The 24088-nt window shown below is 74.1% G+C and carries 30 protein-coding genes and 1 riboswitch; of the genes, 15 read left to right on the top strand and 15 right to left on the bottom strand.

Translation table 11 applies throughout. The annotated features are described in order from the left end of the window. The first annotated feature begins 31 nt into the window (after positions 1 to 31). The 3 genes from BJ971_RS19085 to BJ971_RS19075 are packed head-to-tail and all read left to right on the top strand — an operon-like array spanning position 32 to position 1643. Positions 32 to 790, top strand: coding sequence for a TioE family transcriptional regulator (locus tag BJ971_RS19085; protein WP_184994607.1), 759 nt, complete (start codon positions 32 to 34; stop codon positions 788 to 790). A 21-nt stretch (positions 791 to 811) separates the two neighbouring features. Continuing rightward, the gene (locus tag BJ971_RS19080; RefSeq protein WP_184994606.1) at positions 812 to 1174 is read left to right on the top strand and encodes a DUF2089 domain-containing protein; all 363 of its coding nucleotides are present in this window, start codon (positions 812 to 814) and stop codon (positions 1172 to 1174) included. Between the two features lie 40 nt (positions 1175 to 1214). After that, on the top strand, positions 1215 to 1643 hold the full coding sequence (locus BJ971_RS19075) for an SHOCT-like domain-containing protein (protein ID WP_184994605.1): 429 nt from the start codon (positions 1215 to 1217) through the stop codon (positions 1641 to 1643). A 147-nt stretch (positions 1644 to 1790) separates the two neighbouring features. Here BJ971_RS19075 and BJ971_RS19070 read toward each other — a convergent pair whose 3' ends face one another. From BJ971_RS19070 to BJ971_RS19060, 3 genes are read right to left on the bottom strand one after another with little or no spacing between them, the layout of a single operon-like run. Continuing rightward, positions 1791 to 2417, bottom strand: coding sequence for a maleylpyruvate isomerase N-terminal domain-containing protein (locus BJ971_RS19070; protein WP_184994604.1), 627 nt, complete (start codon positions 2415 to 2417; stop codon positions 1791 to 1793). Positions 2418 to 2426: 9 nt separating this feature from the next. Then, on the bottom strand, positions 2427 to 3548 hold the full coding sequence (locus tag BJ971_RS19065; protein ID WP_184994602.1) for a hypothetical protein: 1122 nt from the start codon (positions 3546 to 3548) through the stop codon (positions 2427 to 2429). Next, positions 3545 to 3895, bottom strand: a complete 351-nt coding sequence (locus tag BJ971_RS19060) for a PadR family transcriptional regulator (protein ID WP_184994601.1) — start codon at positions 3893 to 3895, stop codon at positions 3545 to 3547. The genes BJ971_RS19065 and BJ971_RS19060 overlap by 4 nt, the downstream gene beginning before the upstream one ends. A gap of 62 nt (positions 3896 to 3957) precedes the next feature. Between BJ971_RS19060 and BJ971_RS19055 the strand changes: the two genes are divergently transcribed. Continuing rightward, positions 3958 to 4668, top strand: a complete 711-nt coding sequence (locus BJ971_RS19055; protein WP_184994600.1) for an SDR family NAD(P)-dependent oxidoreductase — start codon at positions 3958 to 3960, stop codon at positions 4666 to 4668. 11 nt (positions 4669 to 4679) lie between these two features. On the opposite strand, the gene BJ971_RS19050 is transcribed toward BJ971_RS19055, so the two are convergent. Then, positions 4680 to 5246, bottom strand: a complete 567-nt coding sequence (locus BJ971_RS19050) for a dienelactone hydrolase family protein (RefSeq protein WP_184994599.1) — start codon at positions 5244 to 5246, stop codon at positions 4680 to 4682. Continuing rightward, complete coding sequence (locus tag BJ971_RS19045; protein ID WP_184994598.1) at positions 5243 to 6160, bottom strand: LysR family transcriptional regulator; 918 nt, start codon at positions 6158 to 6160, stop codon at positions 5243 to 5245. The genes BJ971_RS19050 and BJ971_RS19045 overlap by 4 nt, the downstream gene beginning before the upstream one ends. Before the next feature lie 71 nt (positions 6161 to 6231). On the opposite strand from BJ971_RS19045, the gene BJ971_RS19040 reads away from it, so the two are divergent. Further along, positions 6232 to 7095, top strand: a complete 864-nt coding sequence (locus tag BJ971_RS19040) for a dihydrodipicolinate synthase family protein (protein WP_184994597.1) — start codon at positions 6232 to 6234, stop codon at positions 7093 to 7095. A gap of 3 nt (positions 7096 to 7098) precedes the next feature. Here the strand turns inward: BJ971_RS19040 and BJ971_RS19035 are convergent, their stop codons facing one another. The 3 genes from BJ971_RS19035 to mycP form a co-directional block, all read right to left on the bottom strand. After that, complete coding sequence (locus tag BJ971_RS19035; RefSeq protein ID WP_184994595.1) at positions 7099 to 8010, bottom strand: AEC family transporter; 912 nt, start codon at positions 8008 to 8010, stop codon at positions 7099 to 7101. A gap of 39 nt (positions 8011 to 8049) precedes the next feature. Next, the gene (locus BJ971_RS19030) at positions 8050 to 8580 is read right to left on the bottom strand and encodes a DUF6817 domain-containing protein (RefSeq protein ID WP_184994593.1); all 531 of its coding nucleotides are present in this window, start codon (positions 8578 to 8580) and stop codon (positions 8050 to 8052) included. Between the two features lie 72 nt (positions 8581 to 8652). Continuing rightward, a complete protein-coding gene (gene mycP / locus BJ971_RS19025) occupies positions 8653 to 9876 on the bottom strand; it encodes a type VII secretion-associated serine protease mycosin (RefSeq protein WP_239087237.1) in 1224 nt (407 codons plus the stop codon). Between the two features lie 124 nt (positions 9877 to 10000). Beyond that, positions 10001 to 10071, top strand: a riboswitch (cobalamin riboswitch). A 60-nt stretch (positions 10072 to 10131) separates the two neighbouring features. On the opposite strand from mycP, the gene BJ971_RS19020 reads away from it, so the two are divergent. From BJ971_RS19020 to BJ971_RS19010, 3 genes are read left to right on the top strand one after another with little or no spacing between them, the layout of a single operon-like run. After that, positions 10132 to 10335 (top strand): CbtB domain-containing protein, encoded by a 204-nt coding sequence (locus BJ971_RS19020; protein WP_184994592.1) that lies wholly within the window; start codon positions 10132 to 10134, stop codon positions 10333 to 10335. Beyond that, on the top strand, positions 10326 to 11111 hold the full coding sequence (locus BJ971_RS19015; protein WP_184994591.1) for a CbtA family protein: 786 nt from the start codon (positions 10326 to 10328) through the stop codon (positions 11109 to 11111). Before BJ971_RS19020 ends, BJ971_RS19015 begins: the two co-directional genes overlap by 10 nt. Then, entirely contained in the window at positions 11108 to 11674 is a 567-nt protein-coding gene (locus BJ971_RS19010) for a histidine phosphatase family protein (protein WP_203709158.1), read from the top strand. Before BJ971_RS19015 ends, BJ971_RS19010 begins: the two co-directional genes overlap by 4 nt. Before the next feature lie 5 nt (positions 11675 to 11679). Here BJ971_RS19010 and BJ971_RS19005 read toward each other — a convergent pair whose 3' ends face one another. Next, positions 11680 to 12111 carry a DUF4259 domain-containing protein gene (locus tag BJ971_RS19005; RefSeq protein WP_184994590.1) on the bottom strand — a complete coding sequence of 144 codons (432 nt, stop codon included), beginning with the start codon at positions 12109 to 12111 and terminating at the stop codon, positions 11680 to 11682. A gap of 237 nt (positions 12112 to 12348) precedes the next feature. Here BJ971_RS19005 and BJ971_RS19000 point away from each other — a divergent pair, with 237 nt between their 5' ends. After that, positions 12349 to 13305, top strand: coding sequence for a hypothetical protein (locus BJ971_RS19000; protein WP_184994589.1), 957 nt, complete (start codon positions 12349 to 12351; stop codon positions 13303 to 13305). A gap of 6 nt (positions 13306 to 13311) precedes the next feature. Here the strand turns inward: BJ971_RS19000 and BJ971_RS18995 are convergent, their stop codons facing one another. Further along, positions 13312 to 14346, bottom strand: a complete 1035-nt coding sequence (locus BJ971_RS18995; protein WP_184994588.1) for an aminoglycoside phosphotransferase/kinase family protein — start codon at positions 14344 to 14346, stop codon at positions 13312 to 13314. Between the two features lie 78 nt (positions 14347 to 14424). On the opposite strand from BJ971_RS18995, the gene BJ971_RS18990 reads away from it, so the two are divergent. Genes BJ971_RS18990 through BJ971_RS18980 form a run of 3 tightly spaced genes read left to right on the top strand, consistent with a single transcriptional unit; the run spans position 14425 to position 16542 of the window. Beyond that, a complete protein-coding gene (locus BJ971_RS18990; protein ID WP_184994587.1) occupies positions 14425 to 15012 on the top strand; it encodes a winged helix-turn-helix domain-containing protein in 588 nt (195 codons plus the stop codon). Between the two features lies 1 nt (position 15013). After that, a complete protein-coding gene (locus BJ971_RS18985) occupies positions 15014 to 15736 on the top strand; it encodes an SRPBCC family protein (RefSeq protein WP_184994586.1) in 723 nt (240 codons plus the stop codon). Between the two features lie 11 nt (positions 15737 to 15747). After that, a complete protein-coding gene (locus tag BJ971_RS18980) occupies positions 15748 to 16542 on the top strand; it encodes an alpha/beta fold hydrolase (protein WP_184994585.1) in 795 nt (264 codons plus the stop codon). Positions 16543 to 16690: 148 nt separating this feature from the next. Here BJ971_RS18980 and BJ971_RS18975 read toward each other — a convergent pair whose 3' ends face one another. Together BJ971_RS18975 and BJ971_RS18970 are read right to left on the bottom strand one after the other, a co-directional pair. Continuing rightward, positions 16691 to 17566 (bottom strand): DODA-type extradiol aromatic ring-opening family dioxygenase, encoded by an 876-nt coding sequence (locus BJ971_RS18975; RefSeq protein WP_184994584.1) that lies wholly within the window; start codon positions 17564 to 17566, stop codon positions 16691 to 16693. A 232-nt stretch (positions 17567 to 17798) separates the two neighbouring features. Next, positions 17799 to 18173: a DoxX family protein gene (locus tag BJ971_RS18970; RefSeq protein ID WP_184994582.1), complete on the bottom strand. Its 375-nt coding sequence runs from the start codon at positions 18171 to 18173 to the stop codon at positions 17799 to 17801. Between the two features lie 118 nt (positions 18174 to 18291). Here BJ971_RS18970 and BJ971_RS18965 point away from each other — a divergent pair, with 118 nt between their 5' ends. From BJ971_RS18965 to BJ971_RS18955, 3 genes are all read left to right on the top strand, one after another. Further along, on the top strand, positions 18292 to 18786 hold the full coding sequence (locus BJ971_RS18965; RefSeq protein ID WP_184994581.1) for a MarR family winged helix-turn-helix transcriptional regulator: 495 nt from the start codon (positions 18292 to 18294) through the stop codon (positions 18784 to 18786). 180 nt (positions 18787 to 18966) lie between these two features. Next, positions 18967 to 20295, top strand: a complete 1329-nt coding sequence (locus tag BJ971_RS18960; RefSeq protein WP_239087236.1) for a coiled-coil domain-containing protein — start codon at positions 18967 to 18969, stop codon at positions 20293 to 20295. 209 nt (positions 20296 to 20504) lie between these two features. Continuing rightward, on the top strand, positions 20505 to 20843 hold the full coding sequence (locus BJ971_RS18955) for an RNA polymerase-binding protein RbpA (RefSeq protein WP_015622005.1): 339 nt from the start codon (positions 20505 to 20507) through the stop codon (positions 20841 to 20843). A 117-nt stretch (positions 20844 to 20960) separates the two neighbouring features. Here BJ971_RS18955 and BJ971_RS18950 read toward each other — a convergent pair whose 3' ends face one another. From BJ971_RS18950 to lnt, 3 genes are read right to left on the bottom strand one after another with little or no spacing between them, the layout of a single operon-like run. Beyond that, positions 20961 to 21476 carry an FxsA family protein gene (locus BJ971_RS18950; protein WP_184998956.1) on the bottom strand — a complete coding sequence of 172 codons (516 nt, stop codon included), beginning with the start codon at positions 21474 to 21476 and terminating at the stop codon, positions 20961 to 20963. Between the two features lie 59 nt (positions 21477 to 21535). Further along, positions 21536 to 22345, bottom strand: coding sequence for a polyprenol monophosphomannose synthase (locus BJ971_RS18945; RefSeq protein WP_184994580.1), 810 nt, complete (start codon positions 22343 to 22345; stop codon positions 21536 to 21538). Next, positions 22342 to 23961, bottom strand: a complete 1620-nt coding sequence (lnt, locus tag BJ971_RS18940) for an apolipoprotein N-acyltransferase (protein ID WP_184998955.1) — start codon at positions 23959 to 23961, stop codon at positions 22342 to 22344. Before lnt ends, BJ971_RS18945 begins: the two co-directional genes overlap by 4 nt. Positions 23962 to 24088: the final 127 nt, after the last annotated feature.

Raw genomic sequence — 24088 nt, 5'->3', positions numbered from 1 at the left:
GTTGAGACTCTGGCGCGATATTGGCGGTACTTTGGCGCGAAACCTTCAAACGAGCGAACACCTGAGGCCGGTTGACCTGGCGCGCGGGCACGGCCTGTCGACGCAGGCGATCAGGAACTACGAGGCGGACGGCATCCTCCCGGGCGCCGAGCGCACCCCGCACGGATACCGCACCTACACGCGGGCGCACGCGCTGGCGCTGAGCGCGTTCCTCGCCCTGGTGCCCGGGCACGGCCATCGGACGGCCGCGGCAATCATGCGGGCCGTTCACGAGGACGCGACCGGGGACGCGCTGCGGATCATCGACGAGAGCCACGCCCAGCTTCTCGACGACCGCCGTACCCTGCTGGCCGTCGAGGCGGCGCTGCGCGATCTGGGCCCCGTGCCGCAGGAGCGCGGCGACACGTTCGTCGGCCCCCTGGCGAGAAGGCTCGGCATCCGCCCGGCCACGCTGCGCAAGTGGGAACGGGCCGGCCTGGTCCGGCCGCGCCGTGAGCCGCGGACCGGCTACCGGGTCTATGACGCGGCCGACGTGCGCGACGCCCGGCTCGTCCACCAGCTCCGGCGGGGCGGCTACGGGCTGGAGCAGATCGCCCCGCTGATCGCCCAGGTCCGCGCCGCCGGCGGCGTCGCGCCGCTGGAGTCGATGCTCGGCGACTGGCACGCCCGCCTCTCGGCCCGCGGCCGCGCCATGCTCGCCGGCGCCGCCGCGCTGGACGCCTATCTAGGATCACGGCAAGAATCTGAACCCCAGGCCTTGCAGAATCAAGAATCTCAAGGCAATACTTGAGAAAGTTAAGGAGGGCGCATCATGGAGTGGCAGGAACTCACGAAGCTGACCCAGGGGCAGTCGCTCATCGTCGAGCGGGTGCGGCTGGCGGACACGGGCGTGGCCATCGAGGGCGCCTTCGAGCTTCCGCAGCTCGCCGAGCTCAGCGTCGAGGACCAGGTGTTCGTCACCGCGTTCGTGCGCTGCCACGGCTCCATCAAGGAGATGGAGCGCGTCTTCGGGGTCAGCTACCCCACCATCAAGAACCGGCTCAACCGGATCGGCAACGCCCTGGAGTTCGTCGACACCGATCCGGCGCCGTCGCGCACCGAGGTGATCCACCGCCTCAAGCGCGGCGAGATCACCGCGGCCGACGCGATCCGCGAGCTGGAGGCACTGCCGTGATCCGGGTGGCCCGGATCATCACGTAGCGAAGGAGAGGGACATGAACGACAACCGCATGCACATCCTGCAGATGCTCGCCGAGGGTCAGATCAGCGCGGACGAGGCCGACAGCCTCATCGCCGCGCTGGACAAGCAGCCCGCCGCGCCGGCCACCCGCGCCGCCGAGACCAATGTGAACAACCCGAAGTACCTGCGCGTCCTCGTGGAGGAGCAGGAGAGCGGCGCCGACGCGCCGACGAAGGTGAACATCCGGGTGCCGCTGTCGCTGCTGCGGGCCGGGGTGAAGCTGGCCAGCCTGCTCCCCAACGGCGCCAAGGAGAAGGTCAACGAGGCGCTGCGCAAGAACGGCGTGGACATCGACGTCACCCAGCTCAAACCCGAGGACCTCGAAGACCTGGTGGTTCACCTGGGCGACCTCACCATCGACGTCGAGGAGAAGGACACCAAGGTCAGGATCTTCGCGGAATGAGCCGCCCGCAGCGACGGTTCGCCGCCCGGATACCGCTGGCCCGGGGCCAGGTGGAGCAAGGCTCGTCGAGCGCGTCCAGGATCCGGGCCGGACCCGGCTGACCCAACGAGCGCCGCCACGGCTACCCGTGGCGGCGCTCGCCCGTGCTCAGAACGCGGCGATCGAGGCGGGTGCCCGTTCCTGGCGGGTCAGGGCGCGCAGCACCGGCAGCGGGCCGTGCCGCCAGGCCGCGAGGCGGCCGAGAAGCCGGATCGCCGCCTCGGTCGCCTCGCCGGGCATCGCCGGTGTCGGCTGGTCCAGGCTGACCGCGAGGTCGTCGACGTGCACGACCAGCTCGATCACCCGGGTCAGCAGGAAGTCGTCGACCAGCAGCCCCCAGTCGTCGAGGTCGACGATCCGGTCGTCCGGCTGTCCCGGCACGACGGTCTCGAGCAGGTCCAGGGCGGCGCCGGCCTCGGCGGCCAGGCCGTCGGCGGTGATCAGCGCGGCGGCCTGCTCGCAGCGGCCGCGGATGCGCACGTTGCCGGCGCCGTCCACTCCCGAGGCGACCCACGAGTTGCCGGTGAAGTGCTCCATGATCGAGATCGCCGATCCGCCCGGCGCGGCCGCGAGGAACGTGACGGTGCGGGTGAGCTGGTCGGCGAGGTGGCGGGCGAGGCCACCGGTGGAGAAGTCGGCGAGCGCGCTCGGCGCGGACCAGCGCTCGGTCAGCGCGGGATGGCGCAGCAGGGTCACGGCGGTCCGGGCGGATTCCAGGTAGGCGTTTCGGATCATCGATCGAGGTTAGGGCGATACGGCGCCGCCTGTCACCGGCTCCGGTCCGGTCGATTCGGTACGGGCACCGCGCCGGGCGATCAGCAGCGCCGCGGCGAGGGCGACGAGCGCGGCGACCACGCAGCCCGGTGCCAGGCCCGGCGGGAGCTGCTCGGCGCGGCCGTCCACGATGTAGGGATTCGGATTGGCGGTGTCGTAGGACCAGATCCGGTAGAGGTCGTTGTAGAGCAGGTAGGCGGGCACGACCGCCGCGGCGAAGGCCGTCGCCACCAGCGCCGACGTCACCCGGCGCCGGGATCGGCCGCCGCGGCGCAGCCGGTAGGCGAACGCCGCGGCGACGAGCCACCCGGCGACCGCGCCGGCGAGGAACCCCGCGACGGTCAGCGGCCGCACGGCGGCGGTCTCCCCGGCCCACACCGTGTAGTTGTGCCGCGTCTCGGCGACGACGCCGTACCTGGCGTCGGCGGCCGCGCTCATGCCTGCGCCCGACAGGGTCAGCCCGCCCTTGGTCGCCCTGAACCGCAGTTCCTGGACGGGCACCCAGGCGTCCTTGGTGAGGAGCCGCGCGCCCGTGGCCGCGTCGATGTCGGGGTGCTCGTCGAAGCGGACGATCCACCGGCCCGTCGACTCCTCGAAGGTCGTCGTCCGCCATCCGGCCGCGGCCAGTGCGTCCCGGACACGGTCGGCGGAGTGGGCCGGCGCGACGGTCACCCCCGCGTCCAGGACCGGGCCGTTCGCCGCCGTCCGCCACGGGTACAGGTCGACGTCGGACGGGCTGCCGCCGACCGCGGCGGTGGCCAGGGCGCGCATCTCGTCGCCGGACGGCATGGGTGCGGCGGTCTGCCAGCCGAGCCGGTTGCCGGCCGCGCCGCCCAGCGCGCCGAGGGCGAGCGCGGCCAGCAGGGCGGCGACCACCGCGAGGGGCCGGCCGGCGGGCAGCCGGAACCGCTGCCGCACTCCGCAGGCCACCAGGTGCAGCGCCTGCGCCGCGGACTGCCGGCCGTGGCCGGCCTCGGCCATGTCGAGCAGCGTCGTGACGATCTCCGCACCGTGCCGGCGGCGGTACGGGCCGGGAAACGCCCAGAGCAGCCGGCGGTAGCGACGCTCGAGGCGTACCGGTGATGCGGTCATCGGGCCACCCCCAGGGTGACGGCGCCGAACGCGGTCCGCCCGCGCGGGCGGCGCAGCCGGGCCTCGGCGGCGTCGGCGTGCCGCCGCAGCCGCTCGACCTGCGCGGCGAGCGCGGCGGCGCCGGTGGAGGTCAGCCGGTAGTAGCGGCGCAGCCGGCCGTCGACGGACTCCTCACGGTCGACCTCGACGAGGCCCTGCTCGGCGAGGCGGTCCAGGGCGCCGTAGAGGGTGCCCGGCCGCAGCACGACGTCGCCGGCCGACAGCTCGTCGACGGTGCGGATCACCCCGTAGCCATGGAGGGGTTCCGCGGCGAGCGCGGTCAGGATCAAGAAGGTGGGTTCCTGCATGCGCCGACACTACGTCCGCCGTTATATAACGTCAACCGTAGTATCAACTAGTGTCGGTTGCCATGACCGCGACTCTGATCACCGGAGCGAACAAGGGCCTCGGCTTCGAGACCGCCCGCCGGCTCGTCGCCGCGGGTCATCGCGTCTACATCGGAAGCCGGGACGCCGAGCGGGGACGCCGGGCCGCCGAACTGCTGCGGGCCCGGCCGGTGCGGCTCGACGTCACCGACGACGCGTCCGTCTCGGCCGCGGCCGAGGCCATCGAGGCCGACGGCGGGCTGGACGTGCTCGTCAACAACGCCGGCATCCAGCGGGAGATGGAGGCCGGCAAGGTCGTGATCGGCGCCGCGGAGGTGACGGCCGAGGTGATGCGGGAGACGTTCGAGACGAACGTCTTCGGCATGGTGCGGGTCCTGCACGCCTTCCTTCCGCTGCTGCGGCGCTCGGCGGCGCCGGTCGTGGTCAACGTCAGCAGCGGCCTGGCCTCCGTCGTCCGGGTCGCCACCCCGGGCGCGCGGGGGTACGCCTACACCGGCGTCGCGTACCCGGCGTCGAAGGCGGCCGTCAACATGATCACGGTGCAGTACGCGAAGGCGTTCCCGGGCATCCGGATCAACGCGGTGGAGCCGGGCTTCACCAGCACGGACCTGAACCGGGGCACGGGCCGGCAGAGCGTCGAGCAGGGCGCCGAGATCATCGTGCGCATGGCGACGGTGGGACCGGACGGCCCCACCGGCGGCTACTTCGACGCCGAGGGCACCCTGCCCTGGTAGCCGGCCCGCCGTCACCCGACCCGGTGGAGGAATTCCAGGCTGCGCCGCAGGATCAGGGCCGAGGTCTCCGGCTGGTACTCAGCCAGGCTGCTTTCGGTGGTCAGGTGCGCCGAGCCCGGGTACACGAAGAGCGTCCCGTCCCGGGCGGCCGCCGCCAGGTCCCGCGCGACCTCGACCTCGCTCCACTCGTCCTCCTCGGCGAGGTGCAGTTGCAGCGGCACCCGGGCCGGCCACTGGCCGCCGAAGGTCGAGGCCGGCACCCCGCCGTGGTAGATGATCGCGCCGAGCGCGCCGGGCCGGGTCTGCGCCAGCTTCTGCGCCGGCATCGCGCCCAGGGAGAAGCCCGCGTACACCACGTGGTCGGGCACGCCGGCGACCGCGGCGGCGCCGCGCGCGATGATCTCGTCCATGCCGATGTCCCGGGCGTGCGCCACCCCGGCGGCCAGGCTGTCGAAGGTCACCCCGGCGTAGAGGTCGGGCACGGTCACGGTGTGGCCCGCGCCGCGCAGGTGGTCGGCGAAGGCGTGCACGCCCGCGGTCAGCCCCTGCGCGTGGTGGAACAGGACGACGTCGGTCATTCGGCGATCCTGCTGCGGTCCGGGCCTGCGGGCAAACCAGCCACGCCGGTGGCGGCCCGGATCGCCGAGACGAAGGCGGAGACCGCGGGATGGCCGGCCGCGCCCCGGCGGTAGGCGATCCGGTTGCGCCGGCGGGTCGGCAGCGGGATCAGCCGTACGCCCGCGGGCGTCCCGGCCGCGGCCAGTTCGGGCACCAGTGAGACGCCCTGCCCGGCCGCGACCAGCGCCAGCACCGTGGCGAAGTCGTCGGCCTGGTGCCGTGCCCGCGGCGTGAACCCGGCCGCGCGGCAGACGTGCTCGGTCGCCGTGTGACACAGCGTGCCCGGGCTGGCCAGGATCCAGGCGGCGCCGCGGGCCTGGTCCAGCGCCGTGACGGTGCCCGCGGCGGGCACCGCGAGGAACACCGTCTCGTCCAGCAGCGGCACCGCGTCGAGCACCGGGTCCGGCTCGACCGGCACGACGTCGTAGTCGTGCAGCAGGCCGACGTCGAGGCGCCGCTCGCGCAGCGCGGCCGGCACCGCGACCGGGTCCAGTTCGGTCACCATCAGTTCCAGGCCCGGATGCCGGCGCCCCAGCCGGACCAGCGCCTCCGGCAGCAGGGTGCGGACCGCGGTCGGGAACGCGCCGATGCGCAGCGGCCCCGACAGGCCGGCGGTCACCGCGGCCAGCGCCGCCGACGTGCGTTCCAGGGCCGCGAGCACCGTCTCGGCGTGCTGCACCAGCACGTGTCCGGCCGCGGTCAGGGTGACCCGGCGGCCGGTGCGTTCCAGCAGCGCCACGCCCGCCTCCCGCTCCAGCGCCGACAGCTGCTGGGAGACCGCCGACGGGGTGTACGCGGCCGCCTGCGCGACGGCCGCGATGGTGCCGAGCCGGGACAGGTCGCAGAGCAGCCGCAGGCGCCGCACGTCGAGCATCAGCACAGCTTACGGTGGAACGCGCAATCCTGAACTGGACCTGATGGTCGGGCTGCCGGACGCTGAGGGGCATGACCTTCTCCGGCGTGTACGTACCGTTGATCACCCCTTTCGACGCCGCGGGGGCGGTGGCGCTGGAGGCCCTGGAGTGCCTCGCCCACGACGCGCTGGGCTCCGGCGCGACGGGCCTGGTGGCCCTGGGCACGACCGCGGAGCCGGCGGCGCTGACCGCCGGCGAGCGGCGGGCCGTCGTCGAAGTGGTCGCGCGGGTCTGCCGGGAGCGCCACGCGCCGCTGGTGGTCGGCGCCGACTCGGCGGCGGAGGTCGCCGGGCTGCGGGGCGTGGCGGGTGCGCTGAGCCTGGTGCCGCCGTTCCTGCGGCCGGGCGAGGACGGCGTCGTCGCGCACTTCGAGGCCCTGGCGGCGGTCGCCGCCGTGCCGCTGATCGTCTACCACGTGCCGTACCGGACCGGACAGCAGCTGTCCACCGGCGCGCTGCGCCGGATCACGGCGATCGACGGGATCGCGGGGATCAAGTACGCCAACGGCGGGATCGATGCCGGCACGGCCGAGCTGCTGGCGGACCCGCCGGCGGACTTCGCGGTCCTGGGCGCCGACGACGCCGTCCTCTCGCCGCTGCTGGCGATGGGCGCGCACGGCGGCATCCTGGCCTCCGCGCACGTCGCGACCGCGGATTTCGCCGGCCTGGTCGCGGCCTGGCACGCCGGTGACGCCGTACGGGCGCGGGCGCTCGGCGGCCGCCTGGCCGCGCTGTCGCTGGCGCTGTTCGCCGAGCCGAACCCGACCGTGATCAAGGGTGTGCTGCACGCGCTGGGCCGCATCCCGACCGCCGCGGTGCGGCTGCCGCTGCTGCCCGCGGGCGCCGCGACCGTCGCCGCCGCGCTGCGGCACGTGCCCGCACCGGTGGCTGGGTAGGCGTCACAGCTCGAAGAGCACCGCGATCAGCAGCAGCACCGGCACGCAGGCGAGCGTGGACAGGAAGATGGCGTCGCGGACCAGCACCAGGCCGGCCTGGAAGCGCTGTGCGTACAGGAAGATGTTCTGCGCGGTGGGCAGCCCGGCCAGGACCGTCACCGCGTAGGTGGTGTCGCGGGACAGGCCGCACGCGACGGCGAGCAGGAACGCGATCGCCGGCATGCCGGCGGTCTTGAGCACCACCGCCGTGATCGTGGCGAACCGGTCCGGCCCGGCCGCGAGGACCCGGCGCTGCGACAGGGACATGCCGAACGCGATGAGCACCACGGGCACCGCGGCCGAGCCGATCGCGGCGACCGGGTCGGCGAGCACCGCCGGCAGCCGCAGGCCGGTCACGGACAGCACCAGGCCCGCCGCGACCGCGACGATCAGCGGGTTGCGCAGCGGCACCGTCACCGCGGAGCGCAGCGACGTGTGCCCGGTGGTGGCGAGCTCGAGCAGGACCAGCGCCACCGGGGTGACGATCAGCAGCTGCCACATCATGATCGGAATCACCAGCGTGGCGTCGCCCAGCACGTAGGTGGCGATCGGGATGCCGATGTAGTTCGCGTTGGTGTAACCCGCGACGAGCCCGCCCATCACCCGGGTGCCCGGGTCCCGGCCGCGGACGATCAGCACGTGCAGGCCGAAGCAGAGCAACGCGGCGGCGGTCGAGACGATCAGCGGCGGGCTCAGCAGTACGCCCAGATCGGCCTGCGCCACCCCGGTGAACAGCAGGCACGGTGTCATCACCGCGTAGACGAGGCGGCCCAGCACCGCCTCGGCGTTCTCCGGCAGCCCGCCCCACCGGCGCGTCGCCAGCCCGGCCGCGACGATCACCCCGATGAGCGCGAAGCCGGACAGCGCCAAGATCATGAGTGGGCACCGTAGCCGAGCGGCCTGCGCGCCGGGGCGTCAGCCCAGGACGCGGCGGCTCTCCGCGAGGACCGGTGCCGAGGCCAGCGGCGCCCAGGACTCGAACAGCTCGCGCAGCTGGTCGCCGTGGCGCTCGGCGATGCCGGGGTCGCGTTCGACCACGTCGAGCTCGTTGACGATGGTCAGGTCGGTGAACGGCTGGATCTGCCCGGGCGCGAGGTCGTAGGCGAGGCCGGTGAAGCGGTCCCACACCCGGCGGGTGCCGGGCAGGGCCTTCCAGCTGCGTGAACGGTCGCAGGTGCCGTACAGGTGGACCAGGGCCTCGGCGGGCTCGCCGACCAGCTCGCGCAGCACGGCGCGCTCGGCGAGCGGCAGCAGCGCCAGGTCGAAGCCGTCGGTGCCGTACGCGGCGTGTGTCAGCCCGGCGAGCTGCACGTCCGGGCCGTGGCCCAGCGCACCGAGCCGGTCGTGGACGCGGCCGAGGTGGGCGTAGAGGGTGCCGCCGGGGTGATCGACGCTCTCGGCGCCGCGCTCGCGCAGCCACTCCCGAACGGCCCGCTCCCTGCTCATGCACCGACCCTAGGCGCGCCGGCGGCGGACCGGGGTGCGCGGTTGGTCACAGTGGACGCTTCGGCGTGCCCCTCAGTGCGGGTCGGTGCCGGCCGGGTCCGGGGGGCGCCAGCCGCGGCGGCGGCCCCGGCGCAGCGCGGCGGCGGCCACGACCACCAGCACGACGATGCCGGCGCCGGCCGCGGCCACGATCAGCGACAGGTCCTGCGCGCGGGCGCGGCGGGCCGTCAGCGCCACCGCGGCCGGGTCCTCGGTGTGCACGACGGCCGGCGCGGGCGCCGGCGCCCGGTCCGGCCCGAGCGTCTCGGTCAGCGCCCGGTAGGGGTTGACGACGCCGAAGCCGTAGCGGTCGCTGCGGCGCCCGCCCGGCGCCGGGTCGGCGGTGGCGATGATCCGGCGGGCCACCTGCGCCGGGGTCAGCGCCGGGAACCGCTGCCTGATCAGCGCCGCCGTGGCCGAGACGAACGGCGTCGCGTAGCTGGTGCCGTCGCCCCGCGCGTGGCCGGACCCGCGGGCGGCGAACGTGACCTGGACGCCGGGCGCGGTCACGTCCACCCAGTCGCCGTGCTGGGAGAAGTCGCCGGCCACGCCGTTGGCGCCGATCGCGCCGACGCCGATGACGTCCGGGTAGGACGCCGGGTACGGCCGCGGGTTCGTCTCGTCGGCCCGGCCGTGGTTGCCGGCCGCGGCGACCACCACCACGCCGGCGGCGACGGCGCGGGCCACCGCGTCGCGGACCCGGCTGTCGTCGTCGGTCATCACCAGGGACATGTTGATCACGTCGGCGTCGCCGGGGCCGGCGGCCCAGTCGATCGCGTCGGCGAAGCGGCCCGGGTCGGCCGGCTCGCCGCCGCTCTGCCCGCCGCCCTCGGTGTCGGTCTGCTCGCTGACCCGGATCGGCACGATGGTCGCGCCGGGCGCCAGGCCCCGCAGGCCCGCGCCGTCGGCCGGCCGCGCGGCGATGATGCTGGCCACCGCAGTGCCGTGGCCGATGCAGTCCTGCCGGCCGTTGGGCTCGCCGTGCAGGAAGTCGCGGCCGGCGGCGACCTGGTCGCGCAGCTGCGGGTGCCCGGCGTCCACTCCGGAGTCGATGACCGCGACGCGCACCCCGTCGCCGGTGGCGAAAGGTGCCAGCCGCGCGGGTGCGAACATCCGCTCCTCGTACGGCTGGGCCTTGCTGACCTGGGCCACGCCGGGCGGGTTCTGGCAGGGCGCGGCCCGGGCGTGCGCGGGGGCGGCGGGCAGCAGGACGGCCGCCGAAACGGCTGCCGCGACCATCATCCTGCGCAACTGCATCCACTCCCCCGATGCGACGGTCGGTTCGGATGCTACCGAGACCCGGCCCACCGCGGCGACCCGCCCGATTGACCGGCTCCGACGGCCGCCGCTAGGTTGGGGGGACCATCTGCGACGTCGTGAGGGAAACCGGTGTGAATCCGGTGCGGTCGCGCCACTGTGAACGGATCCCCCGGGACCCGTGAGTCAGGACGCTCACACGTACGCAGGCCTGTTGAACGGGACGCGTCATCCCGATAGGAGGTCTGATCCGTTATGCCAGACATTCAAGCGGTTCGCCCACTGAGCACGCCCGCGGTCTCCCCCCGGGTTCTGGTGACCGCCGCCGGCGTCGTCGTGCTGCTCCTGCTGCTCGCCTACCTTGTCGCTTTCGACCAGGGCGCGATCTCCCAGAGCGGGATGTACCTGCACGAGCTGATGCACGACGGCCGGCACCTGCTCGGTGTTCCGTGCCACTGACGGCCGGCCGCACCACGCCGTCCTACGGCGCCCTGCTGCTGCGGGGTCTGCTCGCGGGCCTGATCGCCGGCCTGCTGGCGGGCGTCTTCGCCTACTCGACCGGCGAGAGCCGCATCGACGCGGCGATCGCCATCGAGGAGGCCGCCGCCCCCGCCGCCGAGCCGGCCGGCGACGGTCACCACGACGAGGAGCTCGTCTCCCGCGACGGCCAGCGGGCCGGGCTGTTCCTGGCCACGGCCCTGTACGGCGTCGCGATGGGCGGCCTGCTCGCCACCGCGTACACGTTGCTGCGCCGGCGGCTGCGCACCGACAGCGACACCCGGGCGGCGCTCGGGCTGGCCGGCGCGGCCCTGCTCGGCATCGTGCTCGTGCCGTTCGTCAAATATCCGGCGAACCCGCCCGCCGTCGGCAACCCGGCGACGATCAACCAGCGCACGATCGGCTACCTGTCGATCGTGGTGATCGGCCTGGTCGCCGTCTGGGCCGGGGTGCTCGCGGCGCGCTCGCCGCGCGAGGGCTCGCCGGAGTGGCTGCGGGCCGTCGCGGCGGTCGCGGCCTTCGTGATCGTGGTCGCGATCGGCTACGTGCTGCTGCCGAGCATCGACGAGGTACCCGACACGTTCCCGGCGAGCCTGCTGTGGGACTTCCGGATCGCCTCGCTGGGCACCCAGGCGACGCTGTGGACGGCGCTGGGTCTGGCGTTCGCGGCGCTGCTGGGCCGCATCGGAACCCGGGACCGGGCGGCACGGGAGAGGTCCGATATCGTAGCCGCGTGAGCGGATTGCGGCTGCTCGCCGCCGCCGCGACCCCGGGCCTGCGCCGCGCGGTCTTCGGCGGCGACGACGACCTCGACGAGGGCGGCCTGCGGGCCGCCCTCGCCCTCTCCGAGGCCGGCGACCTCGGCGGCCGGTCCGACACGTGGTGCTGCGCGCCGTCGCAGGCCGCGATCCAGACGGCCGGTGCGCTGGGCCACGACGACCCGGTGGTGGACAAGGCGCTCGCCGACCCCGACTACGGCACCTGGACCCGGCTCGGCCTGGGCGACGTGGCCGGCGCCGAGCCGTTCGGGCTGCAGGCCTGGCTGACCGACCCGTGCGCGGCCCCGCACGGCGGCGAGTCCCTGGCGGCCGTGCGGCTGCGGGCCGGCACCTGGCTGGACCGGCAGGCGGGGCTGCGGGTGGTCGCGGTCGCCCACCCGGTCCTGGTGCGGGCGATGCTGACACACGCGCTGGGCCTGCCGGACGACGCGGTGTGGCAGTTGGACGTCGCGCCGCTCTCGCTGACCCGCCTCACCCACCGCTCGGGCCGCTGGCACCTGCACCTCCCCCCGGCGGGCTGACCGGCTCAGCGGGTGATCGCCTGCGCCAGGGTGTCGCGGATGGATCGCACGCCGGCGAGCGCCCGCGGATACGACTCCTCCGCCTCCTCCCACAGCTCGCGCCATTCCGAGTCGTCCCCGACGATCCGGTCCAGGGCCCGGACCGCGATCGCGGGAACGTCGCCGGCCACCTCGACGGTGCCGCCCTCCAGCAGGAAGTCCGGCGCATAGGGGGTGTCGATCTTCGTCCCGCCCGGCAGTTGGGAGGCGACGACGGCCGCGGCCGCGATGGCCTCCACCGCTTCGTCGCTGTCGAGGTACTCCTCGCCGTGCTCGGCGACCCGGCGCAGGGCATCGCGGATCAGCGCCGCCCGCTGCTGCGGGGCGGCGTCGTCCAGGTCACCGCACCAGTCGGCGGCGGTGTCGTTGTCGAACGGCCCGACGTCCCAGGTACCCATGCGCGATCTCCCGCCCACCCGGCAGATCCGGGCCCGCCCCCGAGCCTACGGCTGGCGATCAACAACTTTCCGATCGCCGGGCCGTCCGACGGTGTGACCGAGCGGAGGTGGAACCGGCCCGAAAAGATGATCATCTCGGCCGGGCTGTTCGGCAGCCTGGTGAGCTGGCCGTGAGGCCAGGCGGCGGGCACCTACCTCTCGGCGTCCGGCACACGAGGTCGAAGGTTCGGGGATTGCATGCGACGTGTACGCGCGTTCGTCGCCGCGCTGGTCGCGGTGATGTTCTCGGCGTCCGGATCCCTGTCGCCGCTGGCGGGTATCGAACGGGTGACCGCGGAGCTCGTTCAGTCGGACCGCCGCCCGGTGCTGCCGCCCGATTGGCGGTGGGAGTCCTACGGCGGCGTCCAGGTCGGTGTCCCCGCCCGGTGGGGCTGGGCCGACCGGGCCGGGCGCCTGGATGCCTGGTGCGTGAATCCGCAGGACGAACCTCCGGTCGTGGCCCGGCCCGGCGGGCCGGTACCCGCGATCGGCTGCGGTAGTGACGGTGCACGGATCGCCGACACCGGCTGGGTGGTCGGCCTGGGTCATGTGTGGCAGGCCGCCGACGGTCTCGAGCGCGACGGCGACCGCATCACGGTGCGCCTGGCCGGGGTGGAGGTCGTGGTGCAGGCGCCGGTGGCGCTGCGCGAGCTGATCGCCGCCACGATCCACCGGGTCGACATCGACGCCTTCGGCTGTCCCACCACGCACCCGATCAGCACCCGGCCGAGCCTGCGCCCGGCCGGCCCGGTCGAGGTCGCGGCCCTGCGGGACGTCACCGCCGTCTCGGTCTGCAAGTACGAGCTCCGCGACGAACCGTGGCTGGTGTCGGGCCTGCGTCTGACCGGCGCCGAGGCCGACCGGGCGATTCGGCGGATAGCGCAGGCGCCGATCGGCGGCGGACCCGACAATCCCCAGGACTGCGCGCCCGAGGTGGCCTACGGGGACGAGGCCGTCGTGCTGCGGGTGCGCTCGGCGGCCGGCTCGACCGAGATCATGCTGCGGTACTCGGGTTGCGTCGCCAACGGGTTCGACGACGGCGTCGCCGTGCGGCGGCTGACCGCGGCCGCGGTAGCGCCGTTCGTCACCGGCCCCGGCGCCGTGTACTCACTGGCCGGGACGGACGAGAAGGCCGCGATGCTGCTGCCGGACTGAGAAGTCTCAGCCGTCCAGGCTGTCGCGGGCCCAGCGGGCCAGCAGCGACAGCACCGGCGCCCGGCCGGCGAAGATCGCCGTCGTCTCGCGGGTGTCGTAGGCGGGCCGGGCCGGGCCCCGGGCCACCGCGTGGAGCATCCGCGGCGCCAGCCAGTAGTACTTCGCCGCCCCGGTCAGCCTGATCGCCCGGCCGACGGTGGCGTCGTCGACGGCGCCGCCGAGGCCGCGCCGGTAGCCGTCCCCGACCGTGGCCGCGACCTCGTCGAGCAGCGTCACGTCGATCAGGCCGTCGAAGAACGCGTCGAGGGTCAGGTTCGCGACGTCCTCGCCGATCGCGCCCGGCCCGGTGAACGCCCAGTCGAGCAGGACCGGGCCCCGCGCGGCGAGCACCAGGTTCATCGGCCACAGGTCGTGGTGGCACAGGGTGCGCGGCAGCCGGTCGGCGGCGGCGAGCACCTCGGTCCGGCGCCGCCACAGCGTACGCAGGTCGTCGCGCAGCCCCGGCGACCACGCGGCGACCGCGACGGGATGTTCCCAGTCGGGTTCGTCGAACTGCGACTGCGCCGTGGTGTAGTCGCGCAGGAAGTCCCGCGCCAGCCAGGCGTCGGCCGGCGGCCGGCCGAGCCAGCGGGCCTGCCCCGCGCCGACCCGGTACGCGACGTCGCCGAACTCCGCGGGCCCGCAGTCGATGCCGGGCGTGCCGGCGACGTCCTCCAGCCACAGGGCGACCGACGAGTCGGCGCGTTCCTCCACATCGATCAGGGCGGGCGCGGACAGCCCGGCGTCGGCGAACGCGGCGCCGGCCAGCCCGGTCCGGTACGCCAGCTGTTCGCGCCGCCAGTAGTTCCAGTGCCCGGGCTCGTCGGAGGCCCGCAGGTGCTCGGCGGCGTCCGGGCGGCCCGGGGTGGAGATCTTCAGGACCGCGGTGCCGCCGTCGCGCCGCACCCGCCAGATCCCGCCGGTGACGCCGTTGTAGGAGTTGTGCGGCAGCTCCTGCGCCGCGTCGGCGTCCTCGACGAGGTCCTGCGGCGGTCCGGGCACGTGATCAACCGTACCGCGGCCACACCGACCATGATTTTCGGCTAGACAAATCTTTTTGTCGGTGGGAGGGTGTTCCTCATGGAGAGCATCGCCGTCATCGAGGACCCGGCCGCGGCCGCGGTCAGCCTGGATCCGATCCGCAGCCGGCTGCTCGCCGAGCTGGCCGTGCCCGGCTCGGCGACGATGCTCGCCGCCAAGGTCGGGCTCCCCCGGCAGAAGGTCAACTACCACCTGCGCACCCTGGAGCAGCACGGCATGATCGAGCTGGTCGAGGAGCGCCGCAAGGGCAACGTCACCGAGCGGATGCTGCGCGCCACCGCCGCGTCGTACGTGATCTCACCGGCCACGATGGCCGCGCTCGCACCGGACCCGTCCCGGGACCCGGACCGGCTGTCGGCGCGCTGGCTGCTCGCCGTCGCCGCCCGCCTGGTCCGCGACGTCGGCGAGCTGATCACCGGCGCCGGCAAGGCCCGGCAGCGGGTCGCCACGTTCGCCATCGACGGCGAGGTCCGCTTCGCCGGCGCCGCCGACCGGGCCGCGTTCGCCGAGGAGCTGACCGTGGCCGTCACCCGGCTGGTGAGCCGCTACCACGACGAGGACGCCCCCGGCGGGCGCCGCCACCGCCTGGTCGTCGCCGTGCACCCGGCCGTCACCCGGGAGGGCTGAGATGGGCAAGGACTTCGAGGCCCGGCTCGACGCCGAGGTGCCGGCCACCCCCGGGCAGGTCTGGGACGCCATCGCCACCGGGCCGGGCATCAGCTCCTGGTTCGTCGGCGCCACCGAGGTCGACGGCGCGACCGTGCGGACCTCGTTCGGCGACGGCTGGATCCCCGACGGCACCGTCACCGTCTCGGAGCCGCCGCACCGCTTCGCGTACCGCACCGCGACGGCGGGCGACGGCCGCTTCGTCGCGTACGAGTATCTGATCGAGGGCCGCGACCGGGCCGGCACCGTCCTGCGGACCGTGACCAGCGGCTTCCTGCCCGGCGACGACTGGGCCGAGGAGTTCGAGGCGATGCGCTACGGCACCGAGCTGTTCTTCGAGACCCTGGTGCAGTACCTGCGCCGCTTCCCCGGCCGCACGGCGACGCCGGTGACGCTCTTCGGGCCGCCGGTCACCGACTGGCCGCGCACCTGGCGCCGCCTGCACGCGGCGCTGGGCCTGGAGGCGGCCCCGCGCGTGGGCGACCCGGCGCGCGGCGCGCTGACCGGCGACGGCGTCGTCTACTTCACCAACCCGCACACGCTGGGCATCGCCACCCCGGACGCCCTCTACCGCTTCATCCGTGGCCTGAACGGCACCCTGGTCGCCGGCCACGAGCTCTTCGCCGCCGCGGACACCGCGCGCTGGCGGCCGTTCCTCGAATCGCTCGAGACCATCGACTCCTGAAGGACGAGACCATGGCAACTGTCACCTCCGCCGACGGCACCACCATCGCCTACGAGACGGTCGGCTCCGGGCCCGCGCTGATCGTCGTCGACGGCGCCATGTGCTACCGCGGCAACGGCCCGGCCCGCGACCTCGCCGAGGCCCTCTCCGACGAGTACACCGTCTTCATCTACGACCGCCGCGGCCGCGGCGCGAGCGGCGACACCGCGCCCTGGTCCGCCGACCGCGAGATCGAGGACCTCGCCGCGCTGATCGAGGCCGCCGGCGGCACCGCCCACCTGGTCGGCTGCTCCTCCGGCGCGGTACTCGCCGCCGACGCCGCGAACCGCCTCGACGGCGTCGGCCGGCTCGCCCTCTACGAGCCGCCGTTCATCGTCGACGACACGCACCCGGCCCGCCCGGACACCTACGTGCCGCGAACCGAGGCCCTGATCGCCGCCGGCGACAACGGCGGCGCGGTCAAGATGTTCCTGCGCCACGTCGGCGTCCCCGGCGTCGTGGTGTGGATCATGTCGCTGACCCCTGTCTTCGGCAAGCTCAAGGCCGTAGCACCGACCCTGCCCTACGACCTGCGCATCCTCGGCGACACCGGCCGCGGCCTGCCACTGGACGCCGCCCGGTGGTCGCAGGTGCGCGCGCCGGCGATCGTCATGGACGGCGGCAAGAGCCCGAGATACATGCGCAACGCCGCGAAGGCGCTCAGCGAGGCCCTGCCGAAGTCCGAATACCGCACCCTGCCCGGCCAGACCCACATCGTGAAAGCCCAGGTGGTCGCGCCCGCCGTCAAGGAATTCCTCCGCGGCTGAAAAGACATCAGACCGTCATCCGGTACGCGCAGCGTGGCCGGCAAACGCAGGACCGGGGCCGACCGGAAAACCGGGCCGCTGGGTGCGACGTCGCGCCTCCGGGACCGGCCGCCGGGCGGAGATCGTCCAAATGGGTGCGCGGTGCCGGTCAGCTGATCTGGACGGAGCGGATGGAGTTGCCGAACCACATGCGTTCGATGGCCGTGGTGACGGCGGCCGGGTCGGTGGCGGCGCCGATGGTCAGCAGCAGCGGTACGAAGTGGTCGGCGGTGGGGTGGGAGATCCGGGCGCCGGGCGCCTTGGCGCGGTAGTCGCTCAGGGCGTCGACGTCGCCGCGGGTCAGCGCGTCGGCGGCCCACTGGTCGAAGGCTTCGAGGTGTCCGGCGAGGCCGGGGTCACGCATGACGGCGAAGCTGTGTGTCATGAACCCGGAGCCGACGACGAGGACGCCCTCCTCGCGCAGGCCGCGCAGGCGTTGCCCGAGGGTGAGCAGGGCCTGTGGGTCGAGGCTGGGCATGGAAAGCTGCACGACCGGCACGTCCGCGGCGGGGTACATCGCCATCAGCGGGATGAACGCGCCGTGGTCGAGGCCCCGGTCGGTGAACTGGTGCACCTCGGTACCGCGGCCGAGGGCGCCGGCGATGCGGCGGGTCAGGTCGGTGGCGTCCGGGGTGGCGTACTTCAGCGTGTAGTAGCGGGGGTGGAAGCCGCCGTAGTCGTAGTACAGCGGGGCGCCGGCCGCGGCCGAGGAGACCGCGACCGGCGCGTTCTCCCAGTGTGCGGAGACCACGACGATCGCCCGGGGTTTCGGCAGGGACTGGCCCCAGGTGAACAGGTCGGCGAGCCATCGGGGATCGTCGAGGGTCGGCGGGGCGCCGTGGCTGACGAACAGGGCCGGTAGCGGCCCGTCGGCGGGTTCCCACCTGCGCTGGCCGCGGGCCTGGGGCAGGACCCGGGTGAGCAGGTCGTCGTAGGCGCCGGCGGGGACGGCCGGGTTGAACGGGTCGTCGATGTGGTCGGTCATGACTTCACCTGCCGTCGTTCTGCGAGGGTGGAGAGGCCGGGACAGGCCTGTGCGCGGCCTGGGTCACCCGCGCCCGGGCCGCAGTGCCAAGGGTGGGCTCAGCGGTCAAGGGTGACGACGATCTTGCTGTGGGTGTGGCCGGCGGTGGCCTGCTCCAGGGAGGGCGCCGGCGACGGTGTCGATGGTGGCGGTCGTGGTCATGACGGACCCTCCAGGGCGGCGGGGGTGGTGGTCAGAAGGAGTAGGGGCCAAACCGTCCCCACGCCACGACGGCGGCGAGCAGCAGGAGGACGACGTTGACGGCGATGCCGGAGTACTCCTTGCGGCGGGCGTGCACCACGATGGCGCCGATCATGGTCAGGACCAGGCCGGTCGCGGCGAGCGGGACGAGCACCGGCGCGATGTCCAGCAGCGCGGGCAGGATCAGCCCGACGGCGGCGAGCAGTTCCACCGCCCCGATCAGCTTGACCGTGCCGGCGCTGAAGTCCTCGGTCCAGGCCAGCCCGGACGCGGCGAGCTGTTCCTTGGAGCGGGACAGCTTCAGCACCCCGGCGGCCGCGAAGGCGGCGGCCAGCAGGCCGGCGATGATCCACAGGACGATGTTCATGGAGGCCCTCCGGCCGCTAGATGACTTCAAACGTTGAGTGAACCGTAGCCGTGGTTACTTCAAGGAGCAAGTAATCTCGGGTTTGGGTCACTTCACACGTGAAGTTATGCTCGATGGCATGGGAGACGCTCAGGAGCCGCGGTGGCTGGACGAGGACCAGAATCAGACCTGGATGGCGCTGGCCGCGATGATGATGCGACTGCCCGCGGCGCTCGACGCCCAGCTGCAGCGCGACGCCGGGCTCAGCCACTTCGAATACCAGGTGCTGGCCGGACTCTCGATGGCGCCGGAGCGCACCCTGCGGATGAGTGTGCTGGCCGGCTTCGCCGAGGGTTCGCTGTCGCGGCTCTCCCAGGTCGTCGCCCGGCTGGAGAAACGCGGGCTGATCCGGCGCACCCCCGACCCGGCCGACGGCCGCTACACCCTGGCGATCCTGACCGGCACCGGCTGGGACAAGGTCGTCGCCACCGCGCCCGGGCACGTCGCCGAGGTGCAACGGCTGATCTTCGACGCGCTCACCAAGGTCCAGCAGCGCCAGCTCGGTGAGATCGGGCGCCGTATCGTCGCGAAGATCGACCCGGACGACCCCTGCATCACCGGCCGCCTGCCCTGACCCGGGTCCGCGGCAGCCGAGAACCGGCGCCGCCCCGCCGGCGGCATCGACAGGTCCAGAGTGCGCGCGTCCAACCGGCGCCGGGTGGTTGAGCGGGTCCTGGCATCGGCGCGGTGGCGTGGTGATGTCGGTGGGTGGGTCTAGGGTCGGTGCGCGATGGTGGATGACGACACTTCCGTGATGACCGGGCCCGCGCACACCGGCTCCCCCGGCACCGGCTCCTCCGGCGACCGGCCCGACGGTGGGCCCTTCGGCGGGGACCCGGCGACCGAGACGCGGCCCTGCGCGCACTGTGGACGGCCCGTGCCGCAGCGGGCCGCCGCCGGGCGCCCGTTCCGCTACTGCCGCGACAACGACGGCGAGTGCCAGCGGGCGTCGCGCAACGTGCGGATGCGGCACCGGGCCTCCCCCGGGCTGGCCGGGCAGGTCGCCCGCACCTGGGAGGCCGTCGACCGGCTGGACCAGCTCGTCGGCACCCTCAGCGAGGCCCTGCACGCCGAGATGTCACCGGCCGGGGTGGAGCGGCAGGTGGCCGAGGTGCGGGCGGAGACCTCCCGGCAGGTCGCCGCCGCGCACACCGAGCGCGACGACGCCCGCCGCGACGCGGACCGGGCCGCGGAGGCCGCCGGGACGGCCGTGCAGCAGGCGGTGGTCGCCCGCGCCGAGCGTGACGACGCCGTGCGGGCCGCCGACGACGCCCGCCGGGTGGCCGAGTCGGCCACTGTCGACGCCCGCCGCGCCGTCGCCGGGCGTGACGAGGCACAGGCGGCGGCCAGCGCCGCGGCCGCGCTGCGGGTGCAGGCCGAGGCGGACCGTGACGCCGCCCGTGCCGCGGCGTCGGCCGCCCGTGGGGAGGCCGACGAGGCACGCGGGGAGGCAGCCGCGCTGGGGCGGGACCTGGCGGCGGCCCGGCAGGAGATCACGACCGCCGGGGAGGCGCTGGCCGGGGCCCGGCGGCAGGCCGAGGCCGCCGGCGAGGAGCTGGCCGCGGCGCGGCGCGACGCCGGGCAGGACCGGCAGGCCGCGGCGGCCGCTGACGCGGGCCGGGAGGCGGCCCGCGCGGAACTGGCCACGGCCCGCACCGAGGCGCAGGCGGCCGCGGAGGCGGCTCGTTCGGAGCTGGCTGCGGTTCGCGCCGAGGCGCAGGCGGCCGCGGAGGCGGCTCGTTCGGAGCTGGCCACGGCTCGCGCCGAGGCGCAGGCGGCCGGGGAGGCGGCGCGGCTGGCCGAGGCGGAGCGGGACGTCGCCGGGCGGGAGGCGGAGGCGCTGCGCGCCACCCTCGACCAGGTCCGGGCCGACGCCGAGCGGGACCTGGCCGCGCTGCGGCAGCGGCTCGACGCGGCGAACACCGGCGCCGACGCCGCGCACGCGCGGGTGGCGCAGCTCTCGGCTCAGGTCAGCGACCTGGCCTCGGCGCTGGCGTCGCTGGGTCCGGGCCGGGCGGTTCCCGCGCAGGGGCCGGGCGACGGGCGGGGCGGGGTCGAAATCACCGCACCGGCGACACGGTGACAGACATCGCACCATCCGCAGATCTCACAAAATCCAGTAAAGTGGACCAAGGTCCACTTCAAGACGGGACTGGAACGGCCGATAATGCATCCGGGCGGTTACGCTCGTTGCGTTAACACCGCCGACACACGGCGGTCGCCAGGAATCTCGCGACCGCCCCTTTCGTTACACCAACGGAAGCAGCACCACGAGCGAGGGGAAAGCCGATCATGGGCGAACGCATGCTGCGTGGCAGCCGTCTAGGCGCAGTCAGCTACGAGTCCGACCGCAACACGGAGTTGGCCCCTCGGCAGACCCGCGAGTACCTGTGCGTCAAGGGTCACCAGTTCGAGGTGCCGTTCGCCGTCGACGCCGAGGTGCCGATCACCTGGGAGTGCAAGTTCGACGGCAGCGTCGCGCGACTGGTCGACGGCAACGAGCCGGAGCAGAAGAAGGCCAAGCCGCCGCGTACCCACTGGGACATGCTGCTCGAGCGCCGATCGATCTCGGAGCTGGAGGACATCCTCAACGAGCGGCTCCAGGAGGTTCGCACCCGTCGAGGGCGCTGACCGCGGCAACACCGATCGCCGTCCCGCAGCTGCGGGACGGCGATTTGCTGTGCCCGTGGGCTGGGCCCGGTCATGAACACGCGGGCGGCAGCGGGAGCCAGGTGGTGACCGGCCGCCTCAGCGGACGATCTCGCCCTCGACGACCTCGCCCTGGATGACCCCGCCGGGCGCGGCCGGGGAGGCCGGCGGCGGGTCGGCGAGGGGGTCTGACTGGTGCACCCGCACGTGCCGGGGGCCGAACAGGTCACCGGCGACCGCGGACGACACCCGGCGCTCGGTGGCGCGCTCGACGGCGCGGCGGGCGAAGATCCGGCCCGGCGGCAGCACCAGCAGCAGGCCGGCGCCGGCGCTGATGAATCCGGGCACGGCCAGCAGCAGCGCGCCCAGGAGCCCGACGAGGGAGTTGCTGACCTGCGCGCCCGGCGGTCGGCCGGACTCGGCGGCCTCGCGGAACGCCCGCCAGCCGCGGACGCCCTCACGGCGCAGCAGGGCCAGCCCGGCGATGCTCGACCCAATGATGATCATCAGCGCCCAGAAGGCGCCGATGGCGTGCACCACCGCCACGAACACGGCGAACTCGGCCACCGCCAGCAGCAGCAGCACCAACGGGAGCAGAGCCAGGCCTCGGCGCATCATCCACAACCTTCCGGCGCGTCACCAGGACCAGTCCAGCATGACACGCCGGTGCGCGGTCACGGCCAGGTCGAACCGGGCCGGGGCTTGCGTCCCAGCCGCGACAGCAGCGCGTCGCGGCGGGCCGTCGCACCCCACACGGTGACCCTGAGCAGCTGTTCCTTGAAGATGTTGCCGCTCATCTTGCTGACGCCGTGTTCGCGCTCGGTGAACGTGATCGGCACCTCGGCCATCCGGAAACCGTGCCGGTAGGTGCGCCAGGCCAGCTCGACCTGGAACGAGTAGCCGGTGGAGGCGACGGTGGCGACGTCGATCGCGTCGAGGACCGGCATCCGGTAGGCGCGGTAGCCGCCGGTGGCGTCGCGGAACGGCATGCCCAGCGCCATCCGGATGTAGATGTTGCCGCCCCGCGACAGCAGCAGCCGGTGGATCGGCCAGTTGTGCACGCTGCCGCCGGGTATGTAGCGGGTGCCGAGCACGGCGTCGGTGTCGCGCAGCGCGTCGAGCAGCTTGTGCAGCTCCTCGGGCGCGTGCGAGCCGTCGGCGTCCATCTCCACGACGGCGTCGTAGCCCTTGTTCTTCGCCCAGGCGAACCCGGCGACGTAGGCGGCGCCGAGGCCTTCCTTACCGGCGCGGTGCAGCACGAAGACGTGGTCGTCGGCGGCGGAGATCTCGTCGGCGATGCCGCCGGTGCCGTCGGGCGAGTTGTCGTCGGCGACGAGGATGTCGACCGACGGCACGGCCCGGCGGACCCGCTCCGTGATCAGGCGGATGTTGTCGGCCTCGTTGTAGGTCGGGATGACCACGAGGATGCGTCCGATCCCCGGATATCCCTCCGCGCCCGCTGCCGTCGGGTTCGCGTCGCTCACCGTTCCTCCGTCGTGTGTTCCGCGGCGGGGTTGTCGCCGTTACGGCGCCGGCGCATCGGCGCGGCCAGGGCCAGCAGGAGCACGGCCAAACCGACCGCGGCTAGCTCCGGCCAATGCCCCAGACGAGTCGCCAGCGTACGCGGTCCACCGACGTGAATGCCACGCAGGACCACGGCGGCGACGTTGAAGCCGGTCGGCGAGTGGACCCGGCCGTCGGTGCCGACGAAAGCGGACACACCGACCGTCGACACCATGACCGCCTCCCGGCCGTGCTCAACGGCCCGCAGCCGCACCATGGCCAGCTGCTGGCGGGCCTCGGCCTCGTTGAAGGTGGCGTTGTTCGTCTGCACGGCGAGGATCTGCGCGCCGCCGGTGACGGTGTCGCGCACGATCGAGTCGTAGGCCACCTCGAAACAGATGACGTCGCCGACGGTGATCGCCGGGGTGCGCACCACGCCCGGGGTCTGCCCGGCGACCATGTTCTTCACCAGGTCGGCCTTGGCGCTGACCACCCGGGCGATCGGGCGCAGCGGCATGTACTCGGCGAACGGCACCGGGTGCCGCTTGATGTACACCTGGTCCAGGTCGGGGCCGGTGACCGGCTTCCACAGGATGCCGGCGTTGCGGATCTCGCCGGGCACGTCACCGCGCAGGACCGCGCCGACCAGGATCGGCACCCCGATCGCGGTGGCCGCGGCGGCGATCTGCTGCGCGGCGTCGGGGTTGCGCAGCGGGTCGATGTCGCTGGAGTTCTCCGGCCAGATCACCAGTTCCGGCTTCGGCTTGCGGCCCAGCCGCACCTCGTCGGCCAGGTTCTGGGTGGCCCGGACGTGGTTGAGCAGCACCGCCGCCCGCTGGGCGTTGAAGTCCAGGCCGAGGCGCGGCACGTTGCCCTGCACGATCGCGACGGTGCGGGTCTCCCCGGCCGGCGTGGCGACCGGCACCAGGGCGGGCCCGGCGACGAGCACCGCCGCCACCGCGGCGAACCCGGCCGCGCCGGCCCAGGTCCGCGGCCGCGACCAGCGCCGCCAGGCCAGGGCGACCAGGGCACCACCGGCGGCGGCGACCGCGAACGTCACCAGCGGCGCACCGCCGAGGACGGCCAGGCGCAGCGCGGGCGCGTCGCCCTGGCTGAACGCGAGCCGCCCCCACGGGAACCCGCCGAACGGCGCCCGGTCCCGCAGCGCCTCCTGGGTCACCCAGAGCAGGCCGGCGGTCAGCGGCCACAGCACCCGCCACCGGTCGTGCAGCGGCGACAGCCAGGCACCGGCGAGGCCGACCAGCGCCAGATAGCCGGCCTGCGCCAGCGACAGCATGATCCACGGCAGCCAGCCGGCGGCCAGGTTCGTCCAGTCCAGCAGCGGCACGAACAGCACCAGCCCGGCGAGCATGCCCAGGCCCAGACCGGCGCGCAGCCGCCGCCGGTGCGTCGCGGCGGCCAGCAGCGCCACCGCGACCGGCGCCAGGAACCACAGCCCGTACGGGGGCAACGACAACAGCAGCCCGGCGCCGGCGGCGCACGCGGCGGCCACGGAGATCCACCGGCGCAGCGGGCGGGGCCCGGCGGTCGGCACCGGATCCGGTGCGGCCACCGGCGGCGTCGGCTGAAGCGTCAATGAATTCACCCGCGGAAGGGTACCTGTCGGCGGTCACGTTTCCATCGCGCACGCTACCCGCACGCGACCTGCGCGAACACAGATCGGGGCGCGGCCTGCGAGCCACGCCCCGATTGCTCCCGGAGAT

The sequence above is a fragment of the Amorphoplanes digitatis genome, from assembly GCF_014205335.1.
Lineage (GTDB): Bacteria > Actinomycetota > Actinomycetes > Mycobacteriales > Micromonosporaceae > Actinoplanes > Actinoplanes digitatus.
Note: the sequence above shows the minus strand (reverse complement) of the source record. Positions and strands in the feature narration are given on the sequence as shown.